Origin of the sequence: Phenylobacterium sp. LH3H17, from assembly GCF_024298925.1 — a bacterium.
In the GTDB taxonomy this organism is placed as follows: domain Bacteria; phylum Pseudomonadota; class Alphaproteobacteria; order Caulobacterales; family Caulobacteraceae; genus Phenylobacterium.
This window is the reverse complement of the sequence record NZ_CP101283.1, coordinates 3,065,613-3,087,926: the sequence shown is the minus strand read 5'-3', so window position 1 is coordinate 3,087,926 and position 22,314 is coordinate 3,065,613. Positions and strand designations below refer to the sequence as shown.

The following is a 22,314-nucleotide window of genomic DNA, read 5'->3' as shown; positions in this document are numbered from 1 at the left end:
CCCCCTCCGTCGCTCTTCGCTTCGCTTCGAGCGCCACCTCCCCCAAATCGCGCTGCGCGCTGGGGGAGGATCTGAGGGGCGCTAAGCTCTTGCCGCCCGCCTGAGCGCCTGAGGCGGTTGGCCGAAGGCGCGCAGGAAGGCGCGGCGCATCCGCTCGGGATCGCCGAAGCCCGAGCTTTCCGCCACCCGGTCGATCGGCTCCGACGAACTCTCCACCCGCTCGCGGGCGGTCTCCAGCCGCAGCCGCTCCACCGCCTTGGCCGGGGTGAGGCCGGTCTCGGCGGCGAAGGCACGGGCGAAGTGGCGCGGGCTCATGGCCGCGCGGTCGGCGAGGCGCTCCACCGGCAGGTGCTCGGCGATGCGCTCGCGCATCCAGTCCAGCAGCGTGGCGAAGCGGCCGCCCTGGCCGCCCATTTCGATCAGGGCCGAGAACTGCGACTGGCCGCCCGGCCGACGGTGATAGACCACCAGTTGCTGGGCGACCGCGCGGGCGATGGGCTCGCCCAGGTCCTCGGCGATGAGGGCGAGGGCGAGATCGATCCCTGCCGTGATCCCGGCCGATGTCCAGATATCGCCGTCGCGCACGAAGATGCGGTCGGGCTCCAGCCTGACGGCGGAATAGCGCCGCGCGAAGTCCGGGCAGCGCTGCCAGTGGGTGGTGGCGCGCCGGCCGTCCAGCAGGCCGGCCTCCGCCAGCAGGAAGGCGCCCGAGCAGACGCTGGCCGTGCGCCGCGCCTGGCCCGACGCCGTCCGGACCCAGTCGAGCAGCGTGGTCTGGACGATCGCCGCGCGGGTCCCATCTCCACCAGATACGATCAGGGTGTCCAACGGCTGGTCGCTCAGGGCCTCTGCCGCCATGGCGGCGCGCGACGAGGAGGTCACCAGCCCCGCTTCCATGGCCATGACTTCGATCTCGTAGCTGCCCGGCGAATAGCGATCGGCGATCTCGAAGGCGGCGATGGGCCCCGCCGCGTCGAGAATCTGAAAGTTCGGGAAGATCAGGACGCCTATCTTGCGCGGCATGGCAGTTTCCGAGGGAAGATTGTCATTTCAGCCGCACGCTAGGCCGCGCACCATGCCTCGTCAAATCGGAGGAGGCCTCCATGGCCGAACTGCAGATCGTCATCCCGCTCTATCCGGACGTCACCCACCTGGACTTCACCGGGCCGCACCAGGTGCTGTGCCGGTTGCCGAACGCGAGGGTGACGGTGGCCTCCATGGGCGCCCGAGACATCACCGCCGACGGCCTGACCTTCGGGAACCTCGCCGACCTCTCCAAGGTCGAGCACTGCGACGTGCTGTGCGTGCCGGGCGGCTTCGGCACCACCGACGCCATGCTGGACGAGGCCTTCATGGCCGAAATCCGCCGGCTCGGAACGGGCGCCAAGTATCTGACCAGCGTGTGCACGGGCTCGCTGATCCTAGCTGCGGCGGGTTTCCTGCGCGGCAAGCGCAGCGCCTGCCACTGGGCCTGGCGCGAACTGCTGCTGCCCTTCGGCGCAATCGTCGATGAGGGCCGGGTGGTCCGCGACGGCAACATCATCACCGGGGGCGGGGTGACCGCGGGGCTCGACTTCGCCTTCGTCATGGTCGCCGAACTGGCCGGTGAGGACTTCGCCAAGACCCTGCAGCTCAGCCTGGAATACGCTCCCGCGCCGCCCTTCCAGTCGGGCCGGCCGGAGCTGGCCAGCCCCGAAGTCCTGGCCACGGCCAGGGCCTTCCTTGACCAGGGCAAGCAGGCCCGGGCCGACGCGGCCCAGAAGGCCGCCGACCGCCTGCAACCAGCCTAGGCCGGTTAAGTCCTGCGCCGCCGGCCGCCGCGTTTCATTGGCCGGCCGCCATCATCACCAGGCGCCACATGAGCCGGTCCGGTAAACTCGACCGGTTGCAGTTCACATTCAGATGGAGTCCCCATGGGCAAGGTGCGCGTAGCGGGCTTCGGAGTGTCCACCGACGGCTTCGGGGCCGGCCTGGACCAGAGCCTGGAGCATCCGCTCGGCAAACGGGGCGAGGAATTGCACAGTTGGTTTTTCCCGACCCGGACCTTTCGTTCGATGATCGGGGAAGAAGGCGGGACTGACGATCGCTTCGCCCGCGCCACGGCGGAAGGCTTCGGCGCCTTCATCCTCGGCCGCAACATGTTCGGCCCGACCCGCGGCGAATGGCCGGACGACGTGTGGAAGGGGTGGTGGGGCGACAATCCCCCGTATCACGCGCCGAGCTTCATCCTCACCCACCACGCCCGGGCGCCCATCGTGATGGAGGGCGGGACGACCTTCCATTTCGTCACCGACGGGATCGAGGCGGCGCTCGCCCAGGCCAAGGCCGCGGCGGGCGACCTGGACGTGAAGATCGGCGGCGGCGTCTCGACGGTCCGCCAGTACCTGCTCGCAGGGGCGATCGACGAGATGCACCTGGCGTTGTCGCCCGTCGTTCTGGGCCGCGGTGAATCCCTGTTCGCAGGCATCGACCTGCCCGGCCTTGGCTATCGGGTGACGGAGACGGTCCCAACGGCGCTGGCGACCCACCTCGTACTGACGCGCTGACCGTCGGGCCGGCAGGCTTGGCTCAGCGGTCCTGGGTCTTGGCGTGCACGGTGTCGACGTTCTGGTGGATGTTGCCCTGGCGGCCCTGCTGCTCGAGGTTGACGTCGCCGTCGCCGGGCTCGGTCGATTGCAGGCCGGTCTTCTCGTCGCGTCGGCCGTGGGTGGACCCGGCGATGTCGGGCTTCTCGCCGCGGAAGGACTGCTGTTCCTTCGGGATCGGGGGCGCCTTGGATGTCATGTGGGGGCTCCTTCCATGTGGGGAAGGAACCCGCCTCGATCGGCCCGGTTCCTACGGCTACGCCGCGTCCAGGCCGATATCCAGCACTGGGGCAGAGTGGGTCAGGGCGCCGACACTGATAACATCGACCCCGCTCTCGGCGATCCTGCGGACGGTCTGCAGGTTGACGCCGCCCGAAGCCTCCAGGACGACGCGACCGGCGGCCAACGCTACGGCGCGGACGAGGTCGTCCCGGCTGAAATTGTCCAGCATGATGACGTCGGGGGCGAAGGGCAGGGCCTCTTCGAGCTGGTCCAGGCCGTCGACCTCGACCTCGATCTTCATCAGGTGGCCCGCGGCGGCCCGCGCACGCCTGAGGGCCTCGCCGACCCCGCCGCAGGCGGCCACGTGGTTGTCCTTGATCAGGATGGCGTCATCCAGGCCGAAGCGGTGGTTGAGGCCGCCGCCGCAACGCACGGCGTACTTCTCGAGGTGTCGCAGGCCCGGCGTGGTCTTGCGGGTGTCGGCGATGCGAGCCTTGGTCCCGGCCACGGCGTCCACATAAGCCCGTGTGAGCGTGGCCACGCCCGAAAGCCGGCCCAGGAGGTTGAGCGCCGTGCGCTCGGCCGAGAGGATGGCGCGGGCGTTTCCCTCGACCCTGGCCAGGACGGCGCCGGGGTCCACCCGGTCGCCGTCGGCGGCCAGGATCTCGAAGCGGGCGGTCGGATCGAGCGCCGCCACCGCCAGACGCGCGCAGGCCAGGCCTGCCACGACGCCCGACTGGCGAACCGCGAACACCGCCGTAAGCCGTGCCTCGGCCGCGATGCAGGCCTGGGCCGTGACGTCGCCGGCGCGGCCAAGGTCTTCGGCGAGCGCCGCGCGGACCACGGGTTCGATCAGCAGGTCCGGAATGGGCGGGGTCATTCGGCGGCGACGGCGGCGACGGCGGCGATGCGGTTGGCGGTCGGCAGGGTGATGAAGGTGCGGCGGCGCTCACCCTCCGCGACCCCGTCGGCGCGGAAGTGGGCGCCGAGGCTGGCCTTCCGGTCCAGCGCCGCGCTGGCCACCAGCCGGGCGGCGACCAGGGCCGGGGCGCGGCCGTGGGCGGTCTCCAGGGCGTCGATCTCGGCCAGCAGCCGGGTCAGGCCCGCGGCGTCCCGCACCACGCCGGCGTCGCGGCTCATGGCGGTGCGCAGCTGGGCGATGGCGGCCTCGGGCAGGTCGGGAGCGGCCATGGCGCGCAGGGGGCGGGTGCCCGGATCGCGCGCGTCGCGGGCGGCCTCGCCGGCTCTGGTTCCGAACACCGCGGCCTCCAGCAGCGAGTTCGAGGCCAGGCGGTTGGCGCCGTGCACACCGGTCGAGGCGCATTCGCCGGCCGCATATAGGCCGGGCAGGCTGGTGGCGCCGTGGGCGTCGGTGACGATGCCGCCCATGTGGTAGTGGCAGGCCGGCGAAACCGGGATCGGCTGGACGCGGGGGTCGATGCCGCCGGACAGGCAAGCGGCGAACACCGCTGGGAACTCCTCGGGGAAGTGATCGCCCACCGCCGCGCGGGCGTCGAGGAAGGCGCCGCGGCCGGCCTCGCGCTCGGCATGGATGGCGCGGGCCACCACGTCGCGCGGAGCCAGCTCGGCGTCGGGATGATAGCCGGCCATGAAGGCCTCGCCCGCCGCATTGATCAGCTTGGCGCCCTCGCCGCGCAGGGCCTCGGTGGCGAGCGGCGCGGGATCGCGGCCGATGTCGATGGCGGTGGGGTGGAACTGGACGAACTCGGGATCGGCGATCTGGGCGCCGGCCAGGGCGGCCAGGCCCAGGCCCTCGCCGCGCAGTTCCGGCGGGGTGGTGGTGACGGCGTAGAGCCCGCCGACCCCCCCGGTGGCCAGGATGGTGGCGGCGGCGGTGATCTCCATCAGGCGGCCGTCCTGCTCGACCACCACGCCGCGCACGGTTCCCTCGGCGTCCTGCAGCAGGCCGCGCAGCCGGGCGCCGGCCCGGACCTGGATGTGACGGGCCGAGAGCGCGGCCTTGACCACCGCGTCCATGATGGCGCGACCGGCCTGGTCGCCCTTGACCCGAGCGACGCGCGCGCGGCTGTGGGCGGCCTCCAGGCTGGTGGCGAACTCCCCCTGGGCGTCGCGGTCGAAGGGCGCGCCCATGGCCGCCAGCTTGCGCACGGCGGCCGGGCCCTCCTCGGCCAGCAGGCGGGCCATGTCGGCGTCGACTAGGCCGGCCCCGGCGGCCACGGTGTCGGCGGCGTGCAGGGCGGGCGTGTCGTCGGCCGACAGGGCCGCGGCCATGCCGCCCTGGGCCCAGGCCGAGGAGCAGCCGTGGTTCAACGGCGCCCCGGTGAGCACCAGGACCTTGCGGGGCGCGGCGGCGAGCGCGGCCGAAAGGCCGGCTAGCCCGGCGCCCACGATGAGGACGCCGTCATGCTGGATACGGTCCATGGGGACCTCCTGTCGCCTCAGCTCAGATCAGCTCGACGTCGACATGGTGGCGCGCCTTGATCAGGTCGTAGCGCGCCGGGACGAGGGGCGGGGGTAGGTCGATCATCCGCTGGACGGACAGGCGGGCCCGCTCTGCGATCGCCGGATCGACCAGCACCTCGTACTGGTTCTTCACCAGGGCCTCGTAGATGTTCTCCAGGCTGATCCGCTTCATGTGCGGGCACAGGTTGCAGGGACGCACGAACTCGGTCTCGATCGCGTCGATGGCCACGTTGTCGGCCATGGAGCATTCGGTGATCAGCACCACTTGCTTTGGCTTCTTGGTCATCACGTAGTTGGTCATGGCCGCCGTGGAGCCGGCGAAGTCGGCGACTTCCAGCACCTCGGGCGGGCACTCCGGGTGGGCCAGGATCTGGGCGTCGGGATAGGCCTCCTTCAGCTCCAGGATGTCGGCGGCGTTGAAGCGCTCATGCACCTCGCAGCGGCCCTTCCAGGCGATGATGCCGACCGTGGTCTGACGCGCGACGTTGCGGGCCAGGAACTCGTCGGGGATCAGGATCACCCGGTCTACGCCCCACTCGCGGGCCACGTGCTCGACCACCTGGACAGCGTTGGCGCTGGTGCAGCAGACGTCGGTTTCGGCCTTCACGTCGGCGGTGGTGTTGACGTAGGTCACCACCGGCAGGCCCGGATAGCGCTGCTTGATCAGGCGCACGTCGGCGCCCGTGATCGAAGAGGCCAGGCTGCAACCGGCGCGCAGGTCGGGGATCAGCACCGTCTTATCGGGCGACAGGATCTTCGAGGTCTCGGCCATGAAGTGCACGCCGGCCTGGACGATGATCTTGGCCTCCGACTTGGCGGCTTCCTTGGCCAGGCCCAGGCTGTCGCCGACATAGTCGCCGACCCCGTGGAAGATTTCCGGCGTCATGTAGTTGTGGGCCAGGATGACCGCGTTCTTCTCCCGCTTCAGGCGGTTGATCTCGGCGATCAGCGGGGCCTGGAGGCGCCACTCCATGGGCGTGACGTGGCGCTTCACCTTTTCCCAGAGGGGAAGGGTGGCGGCTTCGACAGCAGGCGTAAACGCGAATTGCGATCCGTCAGCCATGGCGTCCTCCTTATGCTCACAATGAGCATTTCATCGGCCTCAAAAAACGCCGCGGGATGTCTGCAGCGCCCCGTCGGCGTCATGATTATGCTCAACATGAGCAAAACCGATGATGAACATATAGACCCGCGTTCGGCCTTCGGCAAGTCACGCGTTGTCACGAAATTGTTTCGGAGGCGCGTTTCATGGCCCGCCGGATGGCCAGCGCCAGGATTTCGGCCGAGTAAGGCTTGCGCAGCAAGGGCCAGGGCGCGCCATCGGCCGACTTCATCGCCTCGGCGGTGTAGCCCGAGGACAGGATCACCGGCAGGCCAGGTCGTAGCGCGACCGCCTCATGCGCCAGGTCCACCCCCGACTTCGGCCCCGGCATCACCAGGTCGGTGATCATCAGGTCCACCGCCTGACCGCCCTGCAGCAGGTCGAGCGCCGCGGCGGCGCCGTCAGCCCTGACCACGTCGTGGCCGACCTCGACCAACATGGCCGCGACCATGTCGCCGACTTCCGGATCGTCCTCGACCAGCAGGATGGTCAAGGCGGGGAAATCGGTCGGCGCTGCCTGCGGCTCCGCCTCGGCCGTGGTCTCCGCGCCCGTCTCGGCCGACCCGCTCACACGGGGCAGGTAGAAGCGCACCGCCGCGCCTTCGCCGGGCGCGGTGTCGATGGTCACCCCCCCGCCGCTCTGGCGGGCGAAGCCGTAGACCTGGGAGAGGCCCAGGCCCGTGCCCTTGCCGACCTCTTTTGTGGTGAAGAAGGGCTCGAACGCCCGGCCGACGACGTCGGGCGTCATGCCGGCCCCAGTATCGCGAACGGTCACGCAGACATAGGCGCCGGCCGCCATCTCGGGCGCTTCGCCCTCGGCCAGTTCGCAGGTGGCGGTTTCGACATGGATCGCGCCGCCCTGGTCGACGGCGTCGCGGGCGTTGACCACCAGGTTCATCAGCGCGGCCTCGAACTGGCTGGGGTCGATCATCGCCACCGCCTCTCCGGCGGCCGGCGACACGGTCAGGATCGCGGTATCTCCCGCCGCACGGCGCAGCTGGGGCTCGCTCTCGGCCACCAGCTGGTCGATGCTCACCGCCTCGGGCTTGAGCGCCTGCCGCCGCGAGAAGGCCAGCAGCTGCTGGGTCAGGCGCTCGCCGCGCCGGGCCGCGTTCTGGGCCGCCTCCACCATGCGCTCGCGCCGGACGGCGTCCTCGGGATGGCGCTGCATCAGGTCCAGGGCGCCGATGATCACCGTCAGCAGGTTGTTGAAGTCGTGGGCCACCCCGCCGGTGAGCTGACCCACCGCCTCCAGCCTCTGGGCGTGCCGCAGCTGGGCCTCGGCGGCGTCGCGCTCGGCCAGCGCGGCCTCGACGCGCTCGGCCAGCAGGTCGTTGATCCGCACGAGGTCGGCCTCGGCCTGCTTGGCGTCGGTGACGTCGAAGCCGATGCCGATGAAGCCGATGAACTCCTGGGTCGGGCCGTATCGCGGCTGGGAAATCGACCGGATCCACCGCCATTCGCCGTCGGCGCGCCGATAGCGGGCCTCCAGGGCGAAGGCCGCTCGCGAGGCTTCGCCCGCGACCTGTTCCTTGAGGATGCGCGGCAGGTCGTCTTCGTGCAGCCGCTGACGCCAGTCGAAATTGATCGCGTCGTCGTAGGCGACACCCAGGTAGTCGACATAGGCCTGGTTGACGAACTCACGCTTGCCGTCGGTCTTGGAGACCCAAAGCAGAACAGGGGCGCTGTCGGCCAGGGCGCGGAAGCGTTCTTCGCTTTCTCGGAGACGCTCGAAACCCAGCCGGCGCTCGGTGATGTCGATGTTCACCCCGACGGAGCGCACCAAGCGACCCTGGTCGTCGCGGAACATCTCCCCGCGGGTCAGCAGCCACCGGACCTGGCCATCGGGCCAGATCACCCGGTATTCGGTGGGATTCATCCGCCCGACACGGACAGCCTCCAGGTTGCTTAGGCGCACGGTCTCGCGGTCGTCGGGGTGGATGGCCTTCAGGACCGCGTCCATGTGCGCCGGACTGTCCGGTGGCAGGCCGAGGTTCTTGTAGAATGTCGGCGACCAGCGGCCCTCGCCGGTCACCAGGTCCCAGCTCCACAGGCCGACGTCGCCGGCGTCCTGCGCCAGTTGCAGGCGCGCCTCGCTGGCGTCGAGCTCCACCTGGGCCTCGCCCAGCCGCAACAGGGCGCTGCGCAGGGCGCTGGCCACGGCGACGGTCACCGCGCCGGAGAGAGCGAACATCACGGCGACCGCTGTGCCCGACACGCCGACAGGAAAGATGTTGGGCGCAAGCAACCCTGCGAGCAGGGCGAAGCCCAGGGCGCTCCATCCCCAGGCTTGTCCGGCATAGAGGGTCGCGACGATGAAGGCCGGGAAATAGGTGACCGACAGCCCAAGCGCATTGTCCCAGCCGAGGATGGCGCCGCGGATGGTGATCGCCGCCGCCAGGGCCGCGATGCTGATCGCCGCGGCCCTGGTGAGGGGCGGCGAGCGCCTTGGAACGAGCCGAAGCGGCCACTCGACGGGGGTCAGCGGCAAGGGAAGCTCCCAGGACCGACCTCGAATGCGAGCCGGCGGCGTGAGCATGCGAGGCTGCGTGACTGCAGGCAACACTCGATATCTTCGGCCAAGAACCCTATTTTGGCCCGGTTCGTGCTGCAGATGCTCACGCCCATACCTTTCTGGAACACTATCCACGCCGTGAAATCTCTTGCGTCACACAAGTCCTGGACCGCCGCGGCGATGGCGATCATCGCCACCGCGGCCGTGCTATGGGGCTGCGTGGACGCCTATACAGCGTCGCGGGCCGAGGCGCGGACGCCTACCCTCGGGGCCCAGGCGCAGCCTCTTTCCTATCGATCCATCACCCGACTGAAGGGCGAAATGGACCCGGCCATGCTAACGGTGGCCAACCGGCACGATATCGGCCGCCACGCCGACCTTTGGGGTCGGCCGATCGGCTGGACCACGCTGAACCTGGACGAGGTGCCGAACCTCGGGCTGAATACGGAAATTCCGGAAACGGCCGAAGAAATCAACGAGCTGCGGTCGTTTTCGAAGCTGCCGATCCGGCCGATGAAGCCGTTCCACCTCAAGGCCGACAGCGCCGACCGCACCCGCGCGCTACGCTGCCTGTCCCAGGCGGTCTATTACGAGAGCGCCCGCGAACCCCTGCTCGGCCGCGAGGCCGTGGCCCAGGTGGTGCTGAACCGCATGCGCCATCCGGCCTATCCGAAATCGATCTGCGCCGTGGTCTACCAGGGTTCGGCGCGGGCTACCGGCTGCCAGTTCAGCTTCACCTGCGACGGCTCGCTGGCCTATGCGCCGGAGGCCAGTCTCTGGCGCCAGGCCCAGCAGATCGCCAAGCGCGCCCTGGACGGCCACGTGGTCAAGGCCGTGGGCTCCGCGACCCACTATCACGCCAGCTATGTCGCCCCGTACTGGGCCCCGACCCTGGTCAAGATGAAGCAGGTGGGCCTGCACATCTTCTATCGCTGGACCGGCCCCTGGGGCGAACCGGCGGCCTTCACCGGACGCTATGCCGGGGGCGAGGCCTATATTTCGCCGACCATCCTGGGCGGCATCGACCAGCGCACCCAGGGCCTGGATCCCGAGGCCCTGGGCATCGGCGGCGGCCGCCAGGTGACCCTGGCCGTGGCCGGCGAGGTGCGCACCTATAACGTGGCCGACGCCTCGGCGGCCGGCGGCGAGAAGACGCGGGTCCTCGGCACGCTCTACGCCCCGCGCCGCAAGCCCAGCGCCTCGGAGATCAAGGAAATCAACGCCTCCCTCGCGGCGATGGAGCGCGCGTCGCCGCCGCCCGCGCCTACGGCCGCCGCGCCCGCCAGCGACGGACAGGACGGCGCGGCCCTGCAATAGGCCGATTGACGGCGCCGGCCGCCACGGCGAGGCTCGTCAGCATGGCCAGCGTCCTTGCGATCCACGCCCATCCCGACGACATCGAAACCCTGGGCGCTGGGACGCTCGCGTTGCTGGCGCGGCTCGGCCATGCGGTGAAGATCGCCACCGTCACCGCGGGCGACCTCGGCTCCTCGGAGATGGACCAGGCGCAGACCGCCCGCACACGCCATGCCGAAGCCACGGCCGCCGCCGCCCTGATCGAGGCCCAATACCGGTGCGGCGAGGTCGGCGACCTTTGCGTGTTCAACGACGATCCGACCCGGCGGCGGGTCACCGAACTGGTGCGCTGGGCCGCGCCGGACGTGGTGCTGACCGCCTCGCCGGCCGACTATCATCCCGACCACGAGGCGGTGAGCCAGCTGGTGCGCGACGCCTGTTTCGCGGCCTCGGTGCCGAACTACCGCACGGGCCCATCGGCGGCCCTGACCGGCATACCGCACCTCTATTTCATGGACCCGATCGGCGGTCGGAACCGGGAGGGTGTGCGGATCGTGCCGGACTTCGGGGTCGATATCGCCCCGGTATTCGAGATCAAGCGGGCCATGCTGGCCGCCCATGTCAGCCAGGTCGATTGGGTCGCGCGCCAGCACGGGGTGCCCGACCAACTCGAGTCGATGGAGGCCTGGTGCCGCCGGCGTGGCGGGGACTTCGGGACCGAGATGGCGGAGGGCTTTCGTCAGTACCGGCACCATCCCTATCCGGCGACGCCACTGCTGCAGGAACTGGTGGGCGCGGCGCTGCTTCAGGCGCCTCGCGCGGCGTCGTAGCGGGCCCACATCGTAGCACAGTCCAGCATCTCGCCGCGCGCCATGGCCTCGTCTATGGCCATGACCGTCAGCCCGGCTTCCATGGAGTCGAAGGGCGTGACCGGGAAGGCGTCGCGGCCCTCCAGGGCGGCCAGCAGGTCGCGGGCCATGGACTGGTCGGCGCCGTTGTGGCTGTCCTCCGTGCGGTTTCCGTATTCGATCCGCTCGGGCTTGCCGCGGTCCATGGCCTTGCGGAACATCAGCTTGTTGCGGACCAGGTCGGCGATCAGGGTGCCGTCGGTCCCCGCCAGGTACCAGCGCCGCTCCGGCAGGGCCACGTGGCTGTTGGCGTGGAAGGAGAGCCGCACGCCGTTCTCGTACTGGACGAGCGCCGTCTGGTGGTCGGTGACGTCCATGTCGGACTGGAAGGCGTCATTGGCGCCCGCCCAGCCGGCCTCGCGCAGGGCATAGGCGGCCTGGCCGTCGCTATAGACCCGAGGCGCGTCGGCCCGCGCCGGGGTGAAGATGTCCCGGCCGCCGAAGCTCGCCACCTTGGCGGGGCGGCCCCCGGCCAGCCGGCCGAAGATATCGAAGTCGTGGCAGACCTTGTCCAGCAGGTAGGAGCCGCCATAGGCCTGCTTGCGCCGCCAGTTGCGGGCCAGGTAGCCGCCGTGCTCGGGCGGCAGGTGCTCGGTGGCGTCGATGGAGACCAGGGTCCCCAGGTCGCCGGCGTCCACCCGGGCGATGGTCTCGCGCACGATCGACATGGAGCGCATGACCAGGCCGATGAACAACGGCGGGGCGCCGCCCTTGGCCAGCCGGGCGGCGAGCTCCAGGGTCTCGTCCTCGGTGCGGACGATGGGCTTCTCGGCGAAGATCGGGAAACCGGCGTCGAGCGCCAGGTTGAGATGCTCGAAATGCAGGTGGTTTGGCGTGCCAATCATCACCAGGTCGAAGGGTCCGCTCGCCAGCAGTTCGGGCACGTCGGCGCAGACCCGGCCCGCGTCGATGCCAGCCGCCGCCAGGATCGGCGCGCCCACCGGGGCAGGATCGGCGTGGGCGGCGACCTCCAGGTTCCAGCCGACCTCCTTCATGGCGGCCAGCACATGGGCGATCCGTTGGCCCAGGCCGATGACGCCGATGCGATAGGTCTTCATGGGCCGGGCTCCGATCTCGAGGCCCAAGCTTAGCGGGAAGGGCGCAGACCGCCAGGGGCTGGCGTCCCTTCTCCCCTTGCGGGAGAAGGGACGTTGACGCTAGCCGTTGAAAGCTTCCGGATAGGCGACGGTCACCGGAACATCCAATGCGCCGTCCTCCAGGGCGATGGCCATGAAGGCCGGGCTGCCGGAATAGGGCGAGGTGACGGTCCTGGCCGCCTCGGCGGTGAAGCCGAACTTTGGATAGTAGGCGGGATGGCCAAGGACGATGACCGCATGGGCGCCGAACTCGCGCGCGGTCTCCAGCGACGCCTTCATCAGCCGCTTGCCGACCCCGTCCTTCTGGCGGTCGGGGCGAACCGCCAGGGGAGCCAGGGCGGCGTAGAGATAGGCGCTGTCGGCCCACAGCCGGCTGTAGAGGATATGGCCGACGACCTCACCGGCGTCTTCCTCCACCAACTCGAAGACCACGTCGCCGGAGTCGCGCAGGCGCTCGACCAGGTCGGCCTCGTCGGTCTTGGCGAAAGCTGCTGCGACCACCTCTCGGATGGCGGGGTGGTCGGAAGCGCGGGCATGGCGGATCATGCCGCCAGCATAGCGCGGCGGCCTAGTCGCCCGCCACCCAGCTCACGTCGGCCCCGAGCGCGTTGAGGTTCTCGACGAAGCGCGGATGGGCGCGCTGGATGGGGGAGGCGTTGAGGATCGTGCTCTCGCCCTCGATGCTGGCGGCCAGCATGAAGAGGGCGATGGCCACGCGGATGATGTAGGGGCTCTCGACCTCGGCCGCGACCAGGGGCTTGCCGCCGAAGGTGATCAGCCGGTGTGGGTCGCAGAGCAGGGAGTGGGCCCCGAACTTGCCCAGTTCGGACGACCAGCCGAGCGCGCCCTCATAGACCTTGTTCCAGAACATCACCTGGCCCTCGGCGCGCACCCCCAGCGCCACGAAGATCGGCAGCAGGTCGGCCGGGACATAGGGCCAGGGGGCGGCTTCGACCTTGGTCAGGATGTTGGACGTGAAGGGTTCGCGCACCTTCAGCGGGCCGTCGACCCGGGCGCGGGACCAGCCGTCGGCGTGGGTGATCTCCACCCCGAACTTGGCGAAGGTGCGATCTAGCAGCGGGAACTGCTCCACCGAGCCGTTGCGCACGGCGATGTCGCCGCCGGTGATGGCGCCCATGGCCAGGAAGGTCGCCACCTCGTGGAAGTCGTCGGCGAAGGTGAATTCCACCCCGCCCAGGTCGTCGACCCCCTCGACGTCGACGCGCGATCCGCCGACCCCTTCGATCTTCGCCCCCATGCGGGCCAGGAAGTCGCAGAATTCCTGGACGTGCGGTTCGCAGGCGGCGTTGGTCAGGCGCGAGCGGCCCTTGGCGGTGGCCGCGCACAGCACGAAGTTCTCGGTGGTGGTGACCGAGGCGTAGTCGAGCCAGTGCTGGACCGCCGAGAAGCCCTTGGGCGAGGTGATGACGATGGAGGTCGCGTCGCTGACGACCTGGGCTCCGAAGGCGCGGAACACGTCGATGTGCGGATCGATCTCTCGGGCGCCCAGGGTGCAGCCGGTGACGTCCTCCTCCAGACTGGCGCGGCCGAAGCGGTGCAGCAGGGCCGGGATCAGCATGATCGAGGAGCGCATACCCAGCGGCAGGTGCGCGGCCTTGGGATCCAGGTCGCCGCCGTGGTGCAGGACCAAGGTCCCGGTGTCGAAATCCATCTCCACCTTGCTGCCGAGATTCCTGAAGAATTCCAGCAGCTTACGGACATCTGTTATGTCCGGAACGCGGTGGAGGGTCACCGGCTCGTCGGAGAGCAGGGTGGCGCACAGCACCGGCAGCACGGCGTTCTTGTTGGCGGAGGGCGTGATCTCGCCCCGCAAGGCGCGGCCGCCTCGCACGATCAGGTTCGTCATGGGCGCGCGCGGCCTCGTCTAAGGGGGAATGTCAGCGAACTTAGCGCCTGACGGGCGCTCACCAAGTGCCGATTTTCTCGGTCGTTGCGCGGCTGAGCGGGCGGTGGGCCTTCTCGTGGTCTTCCTCGGCCAGCAGGCGGACGGCCTCCAGGGCGGCCATGCAGCCCATGCCGGCGGCGGTGACGGCCTGGCGGTAGATGTCGTCCGTGACGTCGCCCGCCGCGAACACGCCGGGAATGGCGGTCGAGGCCGTACCCGCCTTCACGTCGAGATAGCCCGAGGAGTCCATCTCCAACTGGCCCTTGAACAGTTCCGAGGCCGGGGCGTGGCCGATGGCGATGAACACGCCGTCGGCCGGGATCTCGCGGATCTCGCCGGTCTCCGTGCTCTTCAGCTTGACGCCGGTGACGCCCATGGGGTCTGTCGCGCCGGTGACCTCGTGGATGGCGTTGTTCCAGATCACCTCGATCTTGGGATGGGCGAACAGCCGCTCCTGCAGGATCTTCTCGGCGCGGAATTCGTCGCGGCGATGGACCACGGTGACCTTGCTGGCGAAGTTGGTGAGGAACAGGGCCTCCTCGACCGCGGTGTTGCCGCCGCCGACCACCACGACCTCCTTGCCGCGATAGAAGAAGCCGTCGCAGGTGGCGCAGGCCGAGACGCCGAAGCCCTGGAATTTCTGTTCGCTCTCCAGGCCCAGCCACTTGGCCTGGGCGCCGGTGGCGATGATCAGGGTCTCGGCCAGCCAGACGTCGCCCGAGTCGCATTCCAGCCGGAACGGGCGCTGCGACAGGTCGGCCTTCAGCACGATGTCGTTGATGATCTCGGTCCCGACATGGGCGGCCTGGGCTTGCATCTGCTCCATCAGCCAGGGGCCCTGGATCACGTCGGCGAAGCCCGGATAGTTCTCCACGTCGGTGGTGATGGTGAGCTGGCCCCCGGGCTGAATGCCGGCGATCAGCACCGGATTGAGCAAGGCGCGCGCGGCGTAGATGGCGGCGGTGTAGCCGGCCGGGCCGGAACCCAGGATCAGGCAGCGGGTGGTGCGGGGAGCGTTCTGGGACATCGCGTCTATGTAGGTGAGATTCTGGCGCGTTGCGACCGGCTCGGGGCGCGGTTGGTTAACGCAGCCTTCAAGTGGCCAGTCTATTGTACGGCAAACACACGCCGAGTCCGTACATGTCATACGCTCCCGAGATCGAGATCGCCGGCCGCAAGATCGGGCCGGACCACGAGCCCTATGTCATCTGCGAGCTGTCGGGGAATCACAACGGCAGCCTGGACCGCGCCCTGCTCATGGTCGATGCGGCGGCCGACACCGGCTGCGACGCCATCAAGATTCAGACCTACACGGCCGACACCATCACCATGAATGTCGATCGGCCGGAATTTCGGATCCACGGCGGGCTGTGGGACGGGCGCAGCCTCTATGAGCTCTACCAGGAGGCCCAGACGCCCTACGAATGGCACGCGGCGATCTTCGAGCGGGCCCACAAGCGCGGCGTGACCATCTTCTCCAGCCCGTTCGACGAGACGGCGGTGGACCTGCTGGCTGGCCTCGGCGCGCCGGCCTATAAGATCGCCTCCTTCGAGGCCGTGGACCTGCCGCTGATCCGCTACGCCGCGGCCAAGGGCAAGCCGCTGATCATCTCCACCGGCATGGCCAACCAGGCCGAGATGGCCGCCGCCCGCGACGCGGCCCTGGCCGCCGGGGCGCCCGGCGTGGTGCTGCTGCACTGCGTGTCCAGCTATCCGGCCACCTTCGAGGACGCCAATGTCCGCACGGTGGCCGACATGGCGGCGCGGTTCGCCAGCCCCATCGGCCTGTCGGACCATACGCCGGGCACGGCGACCTCGGTGGCGGCGATCGCAATGGGCGCCTGCGTGATCGAGAAGCACTTCACCCTGGCTCGGGCCGACGGCGGGCCGGATGCCGCTTTCAGCCTGGAGCCCGCCGAGTTCGCCGCCCTGGTGCGCGACTGCAAGGACGCCTGGAAGTCCCTGGGCCGGGCCCATTACGACATCCTGGGTTCGGAGCGCGGCTCGCTGCAGTTCCGCCGCTCGCTCTACGTGACCGCCGACGTCAAGGCCGGCGAGACCCTGAGCCGGACCAACATCCGCTCGATCCGGCCCGGCAACGGCCTTGCTCCGGCCCATCTGGACGAGGTGCTGGGCAAGCCCGCCAAGCGCGACCTGGTCCGCGGCGAGCCCCTGGCCTGGGACATGGTCGGCTAACGCCTAGGCGGCGACCGTCTCGGGCGTCTCGCGGGCCTGGCTGAGGCCCGTGGCGATGCTGTCGAGGCGTTCGCCCGCGTGCGCGCAGGCCCAGCCGGCGTCGACGAAGCCCGCGCCGAACCGGCGCTGCAAGCCGATCCACATGGCCTTGAGCTTCCGCGCCCCGTCGATCGTAGGGCAGGACTCCTGAGGTCCCACCATGCTCAACATCTGCTCGCCGAGGCTGAGCGAGGCGCCGCCGAAGCTCGACATCAGCCGGTGGATCTCCCGGCGCAGGTCGGCGTCGGAGGCCTCCGTCACGCAGCGGGCGGTCAGCAGGACCTGGCCGCGGCTCTCGTAGAGGTGGATCTCGCAGACCGCGCCCTGGGCGGTGAAGTTGCGCAGCAGGAAGGGGACGGGACCGGCGTAGCGGGCCTTGAAGACATGGGTAGCCAGGCTCTTGCCCACTTGGCGCGGAGCTTCGAGCCCGGCGAGGGCGAAGAGGGGCGTCGGATCGGCGGTCCAGACCAGGGCGTCGCCGGCGGCGAGCGCCTGACCCGGCGAGACCAGGCTGTTCAGCTTGATCGAGACGCCCAGCCGCTCCAGGGCGCGGTACGCCCCCACGAAGAGACCTGAGACCCCGCCGGTCGGGACCCCGACCACGGTGTCGTCGAGGCGTCCGCACAGGGTGCGCGGGATGGCGTAGAGCTCGGCGTGCAGCGGGCAGGCGCGGCGGGCCAGCGCCAGGTCGGCGACATCGACCCCGGTGGGGAACACCTGGTCGACGCCAAGCCCGACCGCCGCAGCGGCGTGGACTTCGTCCAGCCAGGCGCCAAGCCGCCATTGCAGATACCGGGTCAGGGGCTGGGCGATGTCCGAGGGATAGGCGCGCAGGCGGTCGGCCAGGCTGTCGCCGGTCGGGGCCGACAGCGCGATCTGGCGGGTGCGCAGGGCGGGGCCGGAGAAGTCATGGGTCACCGCCATGTCGCCGCAGGGCGTCGGGCTGACGGAGCCCGCGCGGTTCTCGGCGTCCTCGAAGGCGAGGCCATGGGCTTCAAGCAGGGCTCGGACCGGGTCGCCGGGAGCGCCGAACCGGTGCGGCCGGCAGCACAGCTCCAAACCGTGATCGCGCCGGGGCAGGTCCGTTCCGCCGAGTTCGCCGAAGCGTTCGTGCAGTTCAATTTCGCGCCAGCCGAGGCTGTGGGCCTGCAGCGCGGCGAGCACGCCGGTCAGTCCGCCGCCGACGATCCGAACCTTCGTGGAGCTCTGGGCCATGCCTCAGGGTGAGGCGGCCATTGCCAAGACTTGGTTAAGACCGGTCGCCTGGGACAGGCTGTCGCGGGGTGGCGATGATTTCCATGAAGGCCTCGGCCGCGCGCGCCGCGCCCAGGCCGTCGCAAACCTCGGCGCTGGCGGCCGAGAGGCGCGCGCGGGTCGCGGCGTCCGACATCAGGCGCACGATGGCCCGGTCCAGCACGGCCTCGAAGTCGGCGTCCTGGGCGTCGACCACCAGGGCCGCGTCGCGGGCCGCCAGGGCCAGGGCCGCCGGGCGCTGGTTGTCGGCGAGGATCAGCAGGGCCGACGGCAGTCCGAGCACGCAGCGCTCCCAGGTGGTGGAGCCTGCCGCCCCGATGGCGACGTCGGCTGCGGCGGTCAGGGCCGCCATGTCCTGGGTGTCCACATGCAGGGTGATGCGCGGATCGTGGGCGGCCACGCGGCGCAGGCCGGGCAGGCTGCCGGCGCCGCTCCCCAGCACGATGTCGAGGGCCACCTGGCCGTTGCGCTGGCGCAGGTGGTCGACGACCCGGGCGGTGATCTTGCCGATGTCGGTCAGGCCCAGCGCCACCAGCACGCGGGCCACCGGGCCACCGCGCCGGGCCAGAGCCTCCTCGCGCAGGGCGGCGAACTCGGGACGCACCGGCGCGTAGTCGGGCCCCAGCAGCAGGCGCGCCTGGTCGGCGAAGAAGGCATAGTCGGCCGCCACCCGGGCGGGGCCGGAGTCCAGCACCAGGTCAGCCGCCAGGGGGCGGTTGGCCAGGTCGTCGATCACCAGGGTCGGGCGGCCGTGGGCCACGGCCTCGTGCTCGGCGCGCGCCAGGCCGTAGTGGTCGAACACCACAGCGTCGAACTGCACGCCGGTGGCGGCGTCGGCCAGGTGCTCGGCGTCGACGCCGGTGGCCTCCTCGCGGTCGATGTCGGGGCCGAAGGCGTCCAGCACGGCGGCCACCGGCGGCGTCGCCAGGAAGGCGCACGCCGCGCCCTTGGCGATCAGCGCGCGGGCCAGGGTCAGGGAGCGCATCACGTGACCGCCCCCGACGTCAGGGCCGGCGTTCGCGATGAACAGGATGCGCGGGCGGAGAATCATCTCGCAGCCATGGGAGGCCTAAACCTTCGCTGTGGAAAGGCGGCGTTACAGCGCGGGCCGCGCGGCCCTCCAGGCGTCGTGGCGGGCCAGGACCTCGGCGGCGGCGCGGTCGGTCTCCGCCAGGGGTTCGTAGGTCCAGCTGTGGAAGGCGTCGCCCATCGGGCGGGCCGCTCCGATCCGCTCGAGATCCTCGTGGAAGCGACGCAGCTTCAGGCTCTCGCCGTCCATCTTGAGGATGAAGACAGGCTTGCCGGTGGAGGCCGCGTCGGTGGCCAGATTGGTGGAGTCCTCGGTGACCAGGATGTAGTCGGCCGCGGCCAGGTAGGCGAAATAGGGGTTCTCGCCTGTTCCGTCCCAGATCACGCCTGGCAGATGCCGCAGCCGCGAGGCCAGGATCGCCTGGGCCTGGGGCGGGGTGCGCCGGGTGAAGGTGACCATCACCGAGCCGCCCTCCTGGATGACCGGCAACTCGATCTCGCGGGCCATGGCTGCGGCGCGGATCGGCGACAGGTCGTGGGCCTTGGACTTGCCGCCGATCACGACGGCGACGCGGGGGCGGGGCAGGGGCCCCAGCACGCCCTTGAAGCGTTCGAGGTCGGCGTCGAGCCGGTCGGCGTTCACCCGGCCGGGCGAGCCGATGATCGGGAAAACGTTGTCGCCGGCGAGCCGGTCATGCTTGGGCGGGATCACCAGGTCGAACTTGGAGGGCGGCAGGCGCGGGTCCTGTATCTGCACCACAAAGGTCCGGCCGCCCGACCAACTCTTGATGCGCAGCGACAGCGGCAGGGTGGCGCGGCCCGCGGCGATCCAGATGTCGGGCCACGGGGGCGCGATCTCGCTTTCCGGCGTGAGGAAGCGTTGCGGCAGCAGGTTGAGCCACCAGGGCAGACGGCCGATCCTGCCCTTCCAGCCGACCCGTTTGACCACGACCTTGGCCTTGCGGCGCGCGGCCACGGCGCCGGCCAGCCCGGTGACCTGGGCCTCAATGCCGGCACGGCCGTCGGAGACGGCCCAGACGATCAACGGACGTTCGGTTGCGGGTGTCGCCACGTCGCAAGCCCCCGGGCCGGAGCCGGGCGCTAGGCCCAATCGACCTTGGTGATCTCGTAGGCCTTGCCGCCGCCGGGGGTGTGCACCTCGACGACGTCGCCGGTTTCCTTGCCGATCATGGCGCGGGCCAGCGGGGACAGGATCGAGATCTTGCCCTTCTTCACGTCGGCCTCGTGCTCGCCAACGATCTGGTAGCGGGCCTTTTCCTCGGTGTCCTCGTCCACCACGGAGACGGTGGCGCCGAACTTCACCTGGCTGCCGGACAGCTTGGAGACATCGATCACCTGAGCGCGCGCCATCTTGTCTTCGATGTCGGCGATCTGGCCTTCGATCCAGCCTTGGCGTTCCTTGGCGGCATGATACTCGGCGTTCTCGGAAAGGTCGCCATGCGAGCGCGCTTCCGAGATCGCCGCGATCACAGCGGGGCGCTCAGCGGTCTTCAAACGCCTTAGTTCGTCGTCGAGAGCCTTCCAGCCCTCGGCGGTCATCGGGACTTTTTCCATGGTAGATGGGGACTCGGGTTCGCCCTTGAGGTGTTCGTTGCCGGCCGCGGGCGCAGGCGTCCGGGGGGGTAGAGGATAGAAGCTTGCCCAGAATAACTCAAGGGGTGCGATGCAACATGGCGCGAGATGACGAATACCGCCGTCTGGCGCCCAGTCTGCTGCCAACCTAGATAGACGGCAAGTCTGAAAGGCCTAGCATGACGTTCAAGCGCGGGATCACCCTCTATCACTCGCCGGCCAGCCGGGCCTTCACCGCCTATTGGCTGCTGGAAGAGCTGGGGGTTCGGTTCCGGGTCGAGACCGTGGACATCCGCAAGGGCGACCAGAAAAAGCCCGAATACCTGAAGCTCAATCCCTCGGGAAAGGTGCCCACCGTCACCGACGGCAAGGTCGTGGTCAGCGAGAACCCGGCCATCTGCATCTATCTCGCCGACCGCTACGGCTATGGCGGGCTAGCGCCGCGGATTGAGGACGCCGACCGCGGGGCGTACCTGAAATGGATGGTCTATTCGACGGCGGTGCTGGACCCGCTGATCAGCCTGCACCCCAAGCATATCGACCTGCCGGGGACCGAGACCGGCTTCGGCGCCTTCGACGACATGCTGGGCGTGATGGAGGGGGCGTTGAAGGGGCGGAACTACCTGTTGGGAACCCGGTTCACCGCCGCCGACGTCATGCTGGGATCGACCCTCTCGGCGGCCCTATACCGCAAGGACCTGCCTGAGCTTCCTGCCCTGATGGACTACAACGCCCGCCTGGCGCGCCGCCCGGCGTATCAGCGCGCCGCCGACGCCACCTGGCCGGCGAAACTGTTCGCCGGGACCTAGGCGCTCTCCGACACCACGCAGCCCGCCAGCTCGGCCGAGTCGGGCGCCTCATAGACCCCCTCGATGAACTCGAACATCTCCGGGTTCACCTCGATGGCGAAGGTCTTGCCGCGGACCTCGTTGCGCGCCATCACCCGCGCGCGCCGCACCGCCGCCGGCGCCGTGACGAAGTGGAACTGCAGGGGCAACTCGACGGCCTGGGCGATCTCGGCCACCCGCGCGCGGTCGGCCTTGCGCATGAGTCCCAGGTCGAGGACCACCGACGTGCCCGTCGCGATGGTGGCCGCCGCCGTGGACCAGATCTGCGCCTCGCAGCGCTCGACCCGCTCCATCATCCACTCGAACTCCAGCGGTTCGGGCATGTCGGCGCCGAACAGGCGCGCCATCCAGTCGTCGAGGGCGAAATGGACGGCCGGCTCGCGGCGGGCGAGTTCCTGGGCGTAGGTGGACTTCCCGGCGCCGGAGGGGCCGAAGACGACGTGGAGGGTGGCGGTCATGCCGCCCGACTACTTCACGCTCAGCCCGCCGTCGATGACGATCTCGGCGCCGGTCACATAGCGGCTCTCGTCGGAGGCCAGCCACAGGACGCCGTTGGCGATGTCCAGCGGATAGCCCTTCACGCCCAGCGGCACGCCCTCGGCGGACATGGCGTCGAGCACCACCGGCCGCGGGGGCCGCGCATTGTCGCCCGGCTCGCCGGTGCCCATGATCGAGTCCCAGATCGGCGTCTCGATGATGCCCGGATGCACCGAATTGACCCGGACGCCGTCCTTGGCGTTGGCGCACTCCATGGCGACGGCCTTGGTGAACAGCCGCACGCCGCCCTTGGTGGCGCAATAGCCGGCCAGGATCGCCGAGCCCTTAAGTCCGGCCACCGACGACATGTTGATGATCGAGCCGCCGCCGCCCTGGCGCATCAGCGGGATGGCGTGCTTCACGCCCAGGAAGACGCCGTCGAGATTGACCGCGGTCTGCTTCTGGAAGTCGGAGAGGGACATCTCCAGGACCGAGCCCGAAATGCCGATGCCGGCGTTGTTGACCAGGATGTCCAGCCGGCCGTGCTGGGCCTTGATGGCGGCGATCACATCGATCCAGGGCTGCTCGGCGGTGACGTCGTGGTGCAGGTAGCCGGCCTTCCCGCCGGCGGCGCGGATCGCCTCGACGACCTGCGCGCCCAGCTCGTCCTGCAGGTCGGTCACGACCACTGTCGCGCCTTCCTCCGCCAAGCGTTCGGCGCAGCCGCGCCCGATGCCGCTCGCCCCGCCGGTGATCAGCGCCACCTTGCCCTCGACCCGTCCCGCCATGGTTCCCCCTCCCA

The 22,314-nt window shown here is 69.9% G+C and carries 22 protein-coding genes; 6 read left to right on the top strand and 16 right to left on the bottom strand.

Annotation, left to right across the window (positions count from 1 at the left end; all coding sequences use genetic code 11):
• Positions 1 to 81: 81 nt before the first annotated feature.
• Positions 82 to 1,023 (bottom strand): GlxA family transcriptional regulator, encoded by a 942-nt coding sequence (locus tag M9M90_RS15160; protein ID WP_254834058.1) that lies wholly within the window; start codon positions 1,021 to 1,023, stop codon positions 82 to 84.
• A gap of 80 nt (positions 1,024 to 1,103) precedes the next feature.
• On the opposite strand from M9M90_RS15160, the gene M9M90_RS15155 reads away from it, so the two are divergent.
• A complete protein-coding gene (locus M9M90_RS15155) occupies positions 1,104 to 1,790 on the top strand; it encodes a DJ-1/PfpI family protein (RefSeq protein ID WP_254834057.1) in 687 nt (228 codons plus the stop codon).
• A gap of 123 nt (positions 1,791 to 1,913) precedes the next feature.
• Positions 1,914 to 2,546, top strand: coding sequence for a dihydrofolate reductase family protein (locus M9M90_RS15150; protein ID WP_254834056.1), 633 nt, complete (start codon positions 1,914 to 1,916; stop codon positions 2,544 to 2,546).
• 22 nt (positions 2,547 to 2,568) lie between these two features.
• Here M9M90_RS15150 and M9M90_RS15145 read toward each other — a convergent pair whose 3' ends face one another.
• From M9M90_RS15145 to M9M90_RS15125, 5 genes are all read right to left on the bottom strand, one after another.
• Positions 2,569 to 2,784, bottom strand: coding sequence for a hypothetical protein (locus M9M90_RS15145; RefSeq protein ID WP_254834055.1), 216 nt, complete (start codon positions 2,782 to 2,784; stop codon positions 2,569 to 2,571).
• Between the two features lie 57 nt (positions 2,785 to 2,841).
• On the bottom strand, positions 2,842 to 3,687 hold the full coding sequence (gene nadC / locus M9M90_RS15140) for a carboxylating nicotinate-nucleotide diphosphorylase (RefSeq protein WP_254834054.1): 846 nt from the start codon (positions 3,685 to 3,687) through the stop codon (positions 2,842 to 2,844).
• A complete protein-coding gene (locus M9M90_RS15135) occupies positions 3,684 to 5,210 on the bottom strand; it encodes an L-aspartate oxidase (protein ID WP_254834053.1) in 1,527 nt (508 codons plus the stop codon). The genes nadC and M9M90_RS15135 overlap by 4 nt, the downstream gene beginning before the upstream one ends.
• A gap of 22 nt (positions 5,211 to 5,232) precedes the next feature.
• Complete coding sequence (nadA, locus tag M9M90_RS15130; protein ID WP_254834052.1) at positions 5,233 to 6,315, bottom strand: quinolinate synthase NadA; 1,083 nt, start codon at positions 6,313 to 6,315, stop codon at positions 5,233 to 5,235.
• A 157-nt stretch (positions 6,316 to 6,472) separates the two neighbouring features.
• Complete coding sequence (locus tag M9M90_RS15125; protein ID WP_254834051.1) at positions 6,473 to 8,845, bottom strand: PAS domain-containing sensor histidine kinase; 2,373 nt, start codon at positions 8,843 to 8,845, stop codon at positions 6,473 to 6,475.
• Between the two features lie 102 nt (positions 8,846 to 8,947).
• On the opposite strand from M9M90_RS15125, the gene M9M90_RS15120 reads away from it, so the two are divergent.
• Entirely contained in the window at positions 8,948 to 10,186 is a 1,239-nt protein-coding gene (locus M9M90_RS15120; protein ID WP_254834050.1) for a cell wall hydrolase, read from the top strand.
• 41 nt (positions 10,187 to 10,227) lie between these two features.
• On the top strand, positions 10,228 to 10,995 hold the full coding sequence (locus M9M90_RS15115) for a PIG-L deacetylase family protein (RefSeq protein ID WP_254834049.1): 768 nt from the start codon (positions 10,228 to 10,230) through the stop codon (positions 10,993 to 10,995).
• Here M9M90_RS15115 and M9M90_RS15110 read toward each other — a convergent pair.
• From M9M90_RS15110 to trxB, 4 genes are all read right to left on the bottom strand, one after another.
• Positions 10,971 to 12,131 (bottom strand): Gfo/Idh/MocA family protein, encoded by a 1,161-nt coding sequence (locus M9M90_RS15110; protein ID WP_254834048.1) that lies wholly within the window; start codon positions 12,129 to 12,131, stop codon positions 10,971 to 10,973. The genes M9M90_RS15115 and M9M90_RS15110 overlap by 25 nt on opposite strands.
• A gap of 99 nt (positions 12,132 to 12,230) precedes the next feature.
• The gene (locus tag M9M90_RS15105; protein WP_254834047.1) at positions 12,231 to 12,716 is read right to left on the bottom strand and encodes a GNAT family N-acetyltransferase; all 486 of its coding nucleotides are present in this window, start codon (positions 12,714 to 12,716) and stop codon (positions 12,231 to 12,233) included.
• A gap of 22 nt (positions 12,717 to 12,738) precedes the next feature.
• On the bottom strand, positions 12,739 to 14,037 hold the full coding sequence (locus tag M9M90_RS15100) for a UDP-N-acetylglucosamine 1-carboxyvinyltransferase (protein ID WP_254834046.1): 1,299 nt from the start codon (positions 14,035 to 14,037) through the stop codon (positions 12,739 to 12,741).
• Between the two features lie 58 nt (positions 14,038 to 14,095).
• Positions 14,096 to 15,103 (bottom strand): thioredoxin-disulfide reductase, encoded by a 1,008-nt coding sequence (gene trxB, locus M9M90_RS15095; RefSeq protein WP_254834045.1) that lies wholly within the window; start codon positions 15,101 to 15,103, stop codon positions 14,096 to 14,098.
• A gap of 113 nt (positions 15,104 to 15,216) precedes the next feature.
• Between trxB and pseI the strand changes: the two genes are divergently transcribed.
• Positions 15,217 to 16,272: a pseudaminic acid synthase gene (gene pseI, locus M9M90_RS15090; protein WP_254834044.1), complete on the top strand. Its 1,056-nt coding sequence runs from the start codon at positions 15,217 to 15,219 to the stop codon at positions 16,270 to 16,272.
• A 3-nt stretch (positions 16,273 to 16,275) separates the two neighbouring features.
• On the opposite strand, the gene M9M90_RS15085 is transcribed toward pseI, so the two are convergent.
• From M9M90_RS15085 to greA, 4 genes are read right to left on the bottom strand one after another with little or no spacing between them, the layout of a single operon-like run.
• Positions 16,276 to 17,526 (bottom strand): flagellin modification protein FlmF, encoded by a 1,251-nt coding sequence (locus tag M9M90_RS15085; RefSeq protein ID WP_254834043.1) that lies wholly within the window; start codon positions 17,524 to 17,526, stop codon positions 16,276 to 16,278.
• A 34-nt stretch (positions 17,527 to 17,560) separates the two neighbouring features.
• Complete coding sequence (gene pseG / locus M9M90_RS15080) at positions 17,561 to 18,616, bottom strand: UDP-2,4-diacetamido-2,4,6-trideoxy-beta-L-altropyranose hydrolase (protein ID WP_254834042.1); 1,056 nt, start codon at positions 18,614 to 18,616, stop codon at positions 17,561 to 17,563.
• A gap of 45 nt (positions 18,617 to 18,661) precedes the next feature.
• Positions 18,662 to 19,666: a mitochondrial fission ELM1 family protein gene (locus tag M9M90_RS15075; protein WP_254834041.1), complete on the bottom strand. Its 1,005-nt coding sequence runs from the start codon at positions 19,664 to 19,666 to the stop codon at positions 18,662 to 18,664.
• A 29-nt stretch (positions 19,667 to 19,695) separates the two neighbouring features.
• Entirely contained in the window at positions 19,696 to 20,169 is a 474-nt protein-coding gene (gene greA / locus M9M90_RS15070; RefSeq protein WP_254834040.1) for a transcription elongation factor GreA, read from the bottom strand.
• Between the two features lie 197 nt (positions 20,170 to 20,366).
• Here greA and M9M90_RS15065 point away from each other — a divergent pair, with 197 nt between their 5' ends.
• A complete protein-coding gene (locus M9M90_RS15065; protein ID WP_254834039.1) occupies positions 20,367 to 20,996 on the top strand; it encodes a glutathione S-transferase family protein in 630 nt (209 codons plus the stop codon).
• Here the strand turns inward: M9M90_RS15065 and M9M90_RS15060 are convergent.
• On the bottom strand, positions 20,993 to 21,493 hold the full coding sequence (locus tag M9M90_RS15060) for an ATP-binding protein (RefSeq protein ID WP_254834038.1): 501 nt from the start codon (positions 21,491 to 21,493) through the stop codon (positions 20,993 to 20,995). The two genes, M9M90_RS15065 and M9M90_RS15060, sit on opposite strands and share 4 nt — an antisense overlap.
• A 9-nt stretch (positions 21,494 to 21,502) precedes the next feature.
• On the bottom strand, positions 21,503 to 22,300 hold the full coding sequence (locus M9M90_RS15055) for an SDR family NAD(P)-dependent oxidoreductase (RefSeq protein ID WP_254834037.1): 798 nt from the start codon (positions 22,298 to 22,300) through the stop codon (positions 21,503 to 21,505).
• Positions 22,301 to 22,314 lie beyond the last annotated feature (14 nt).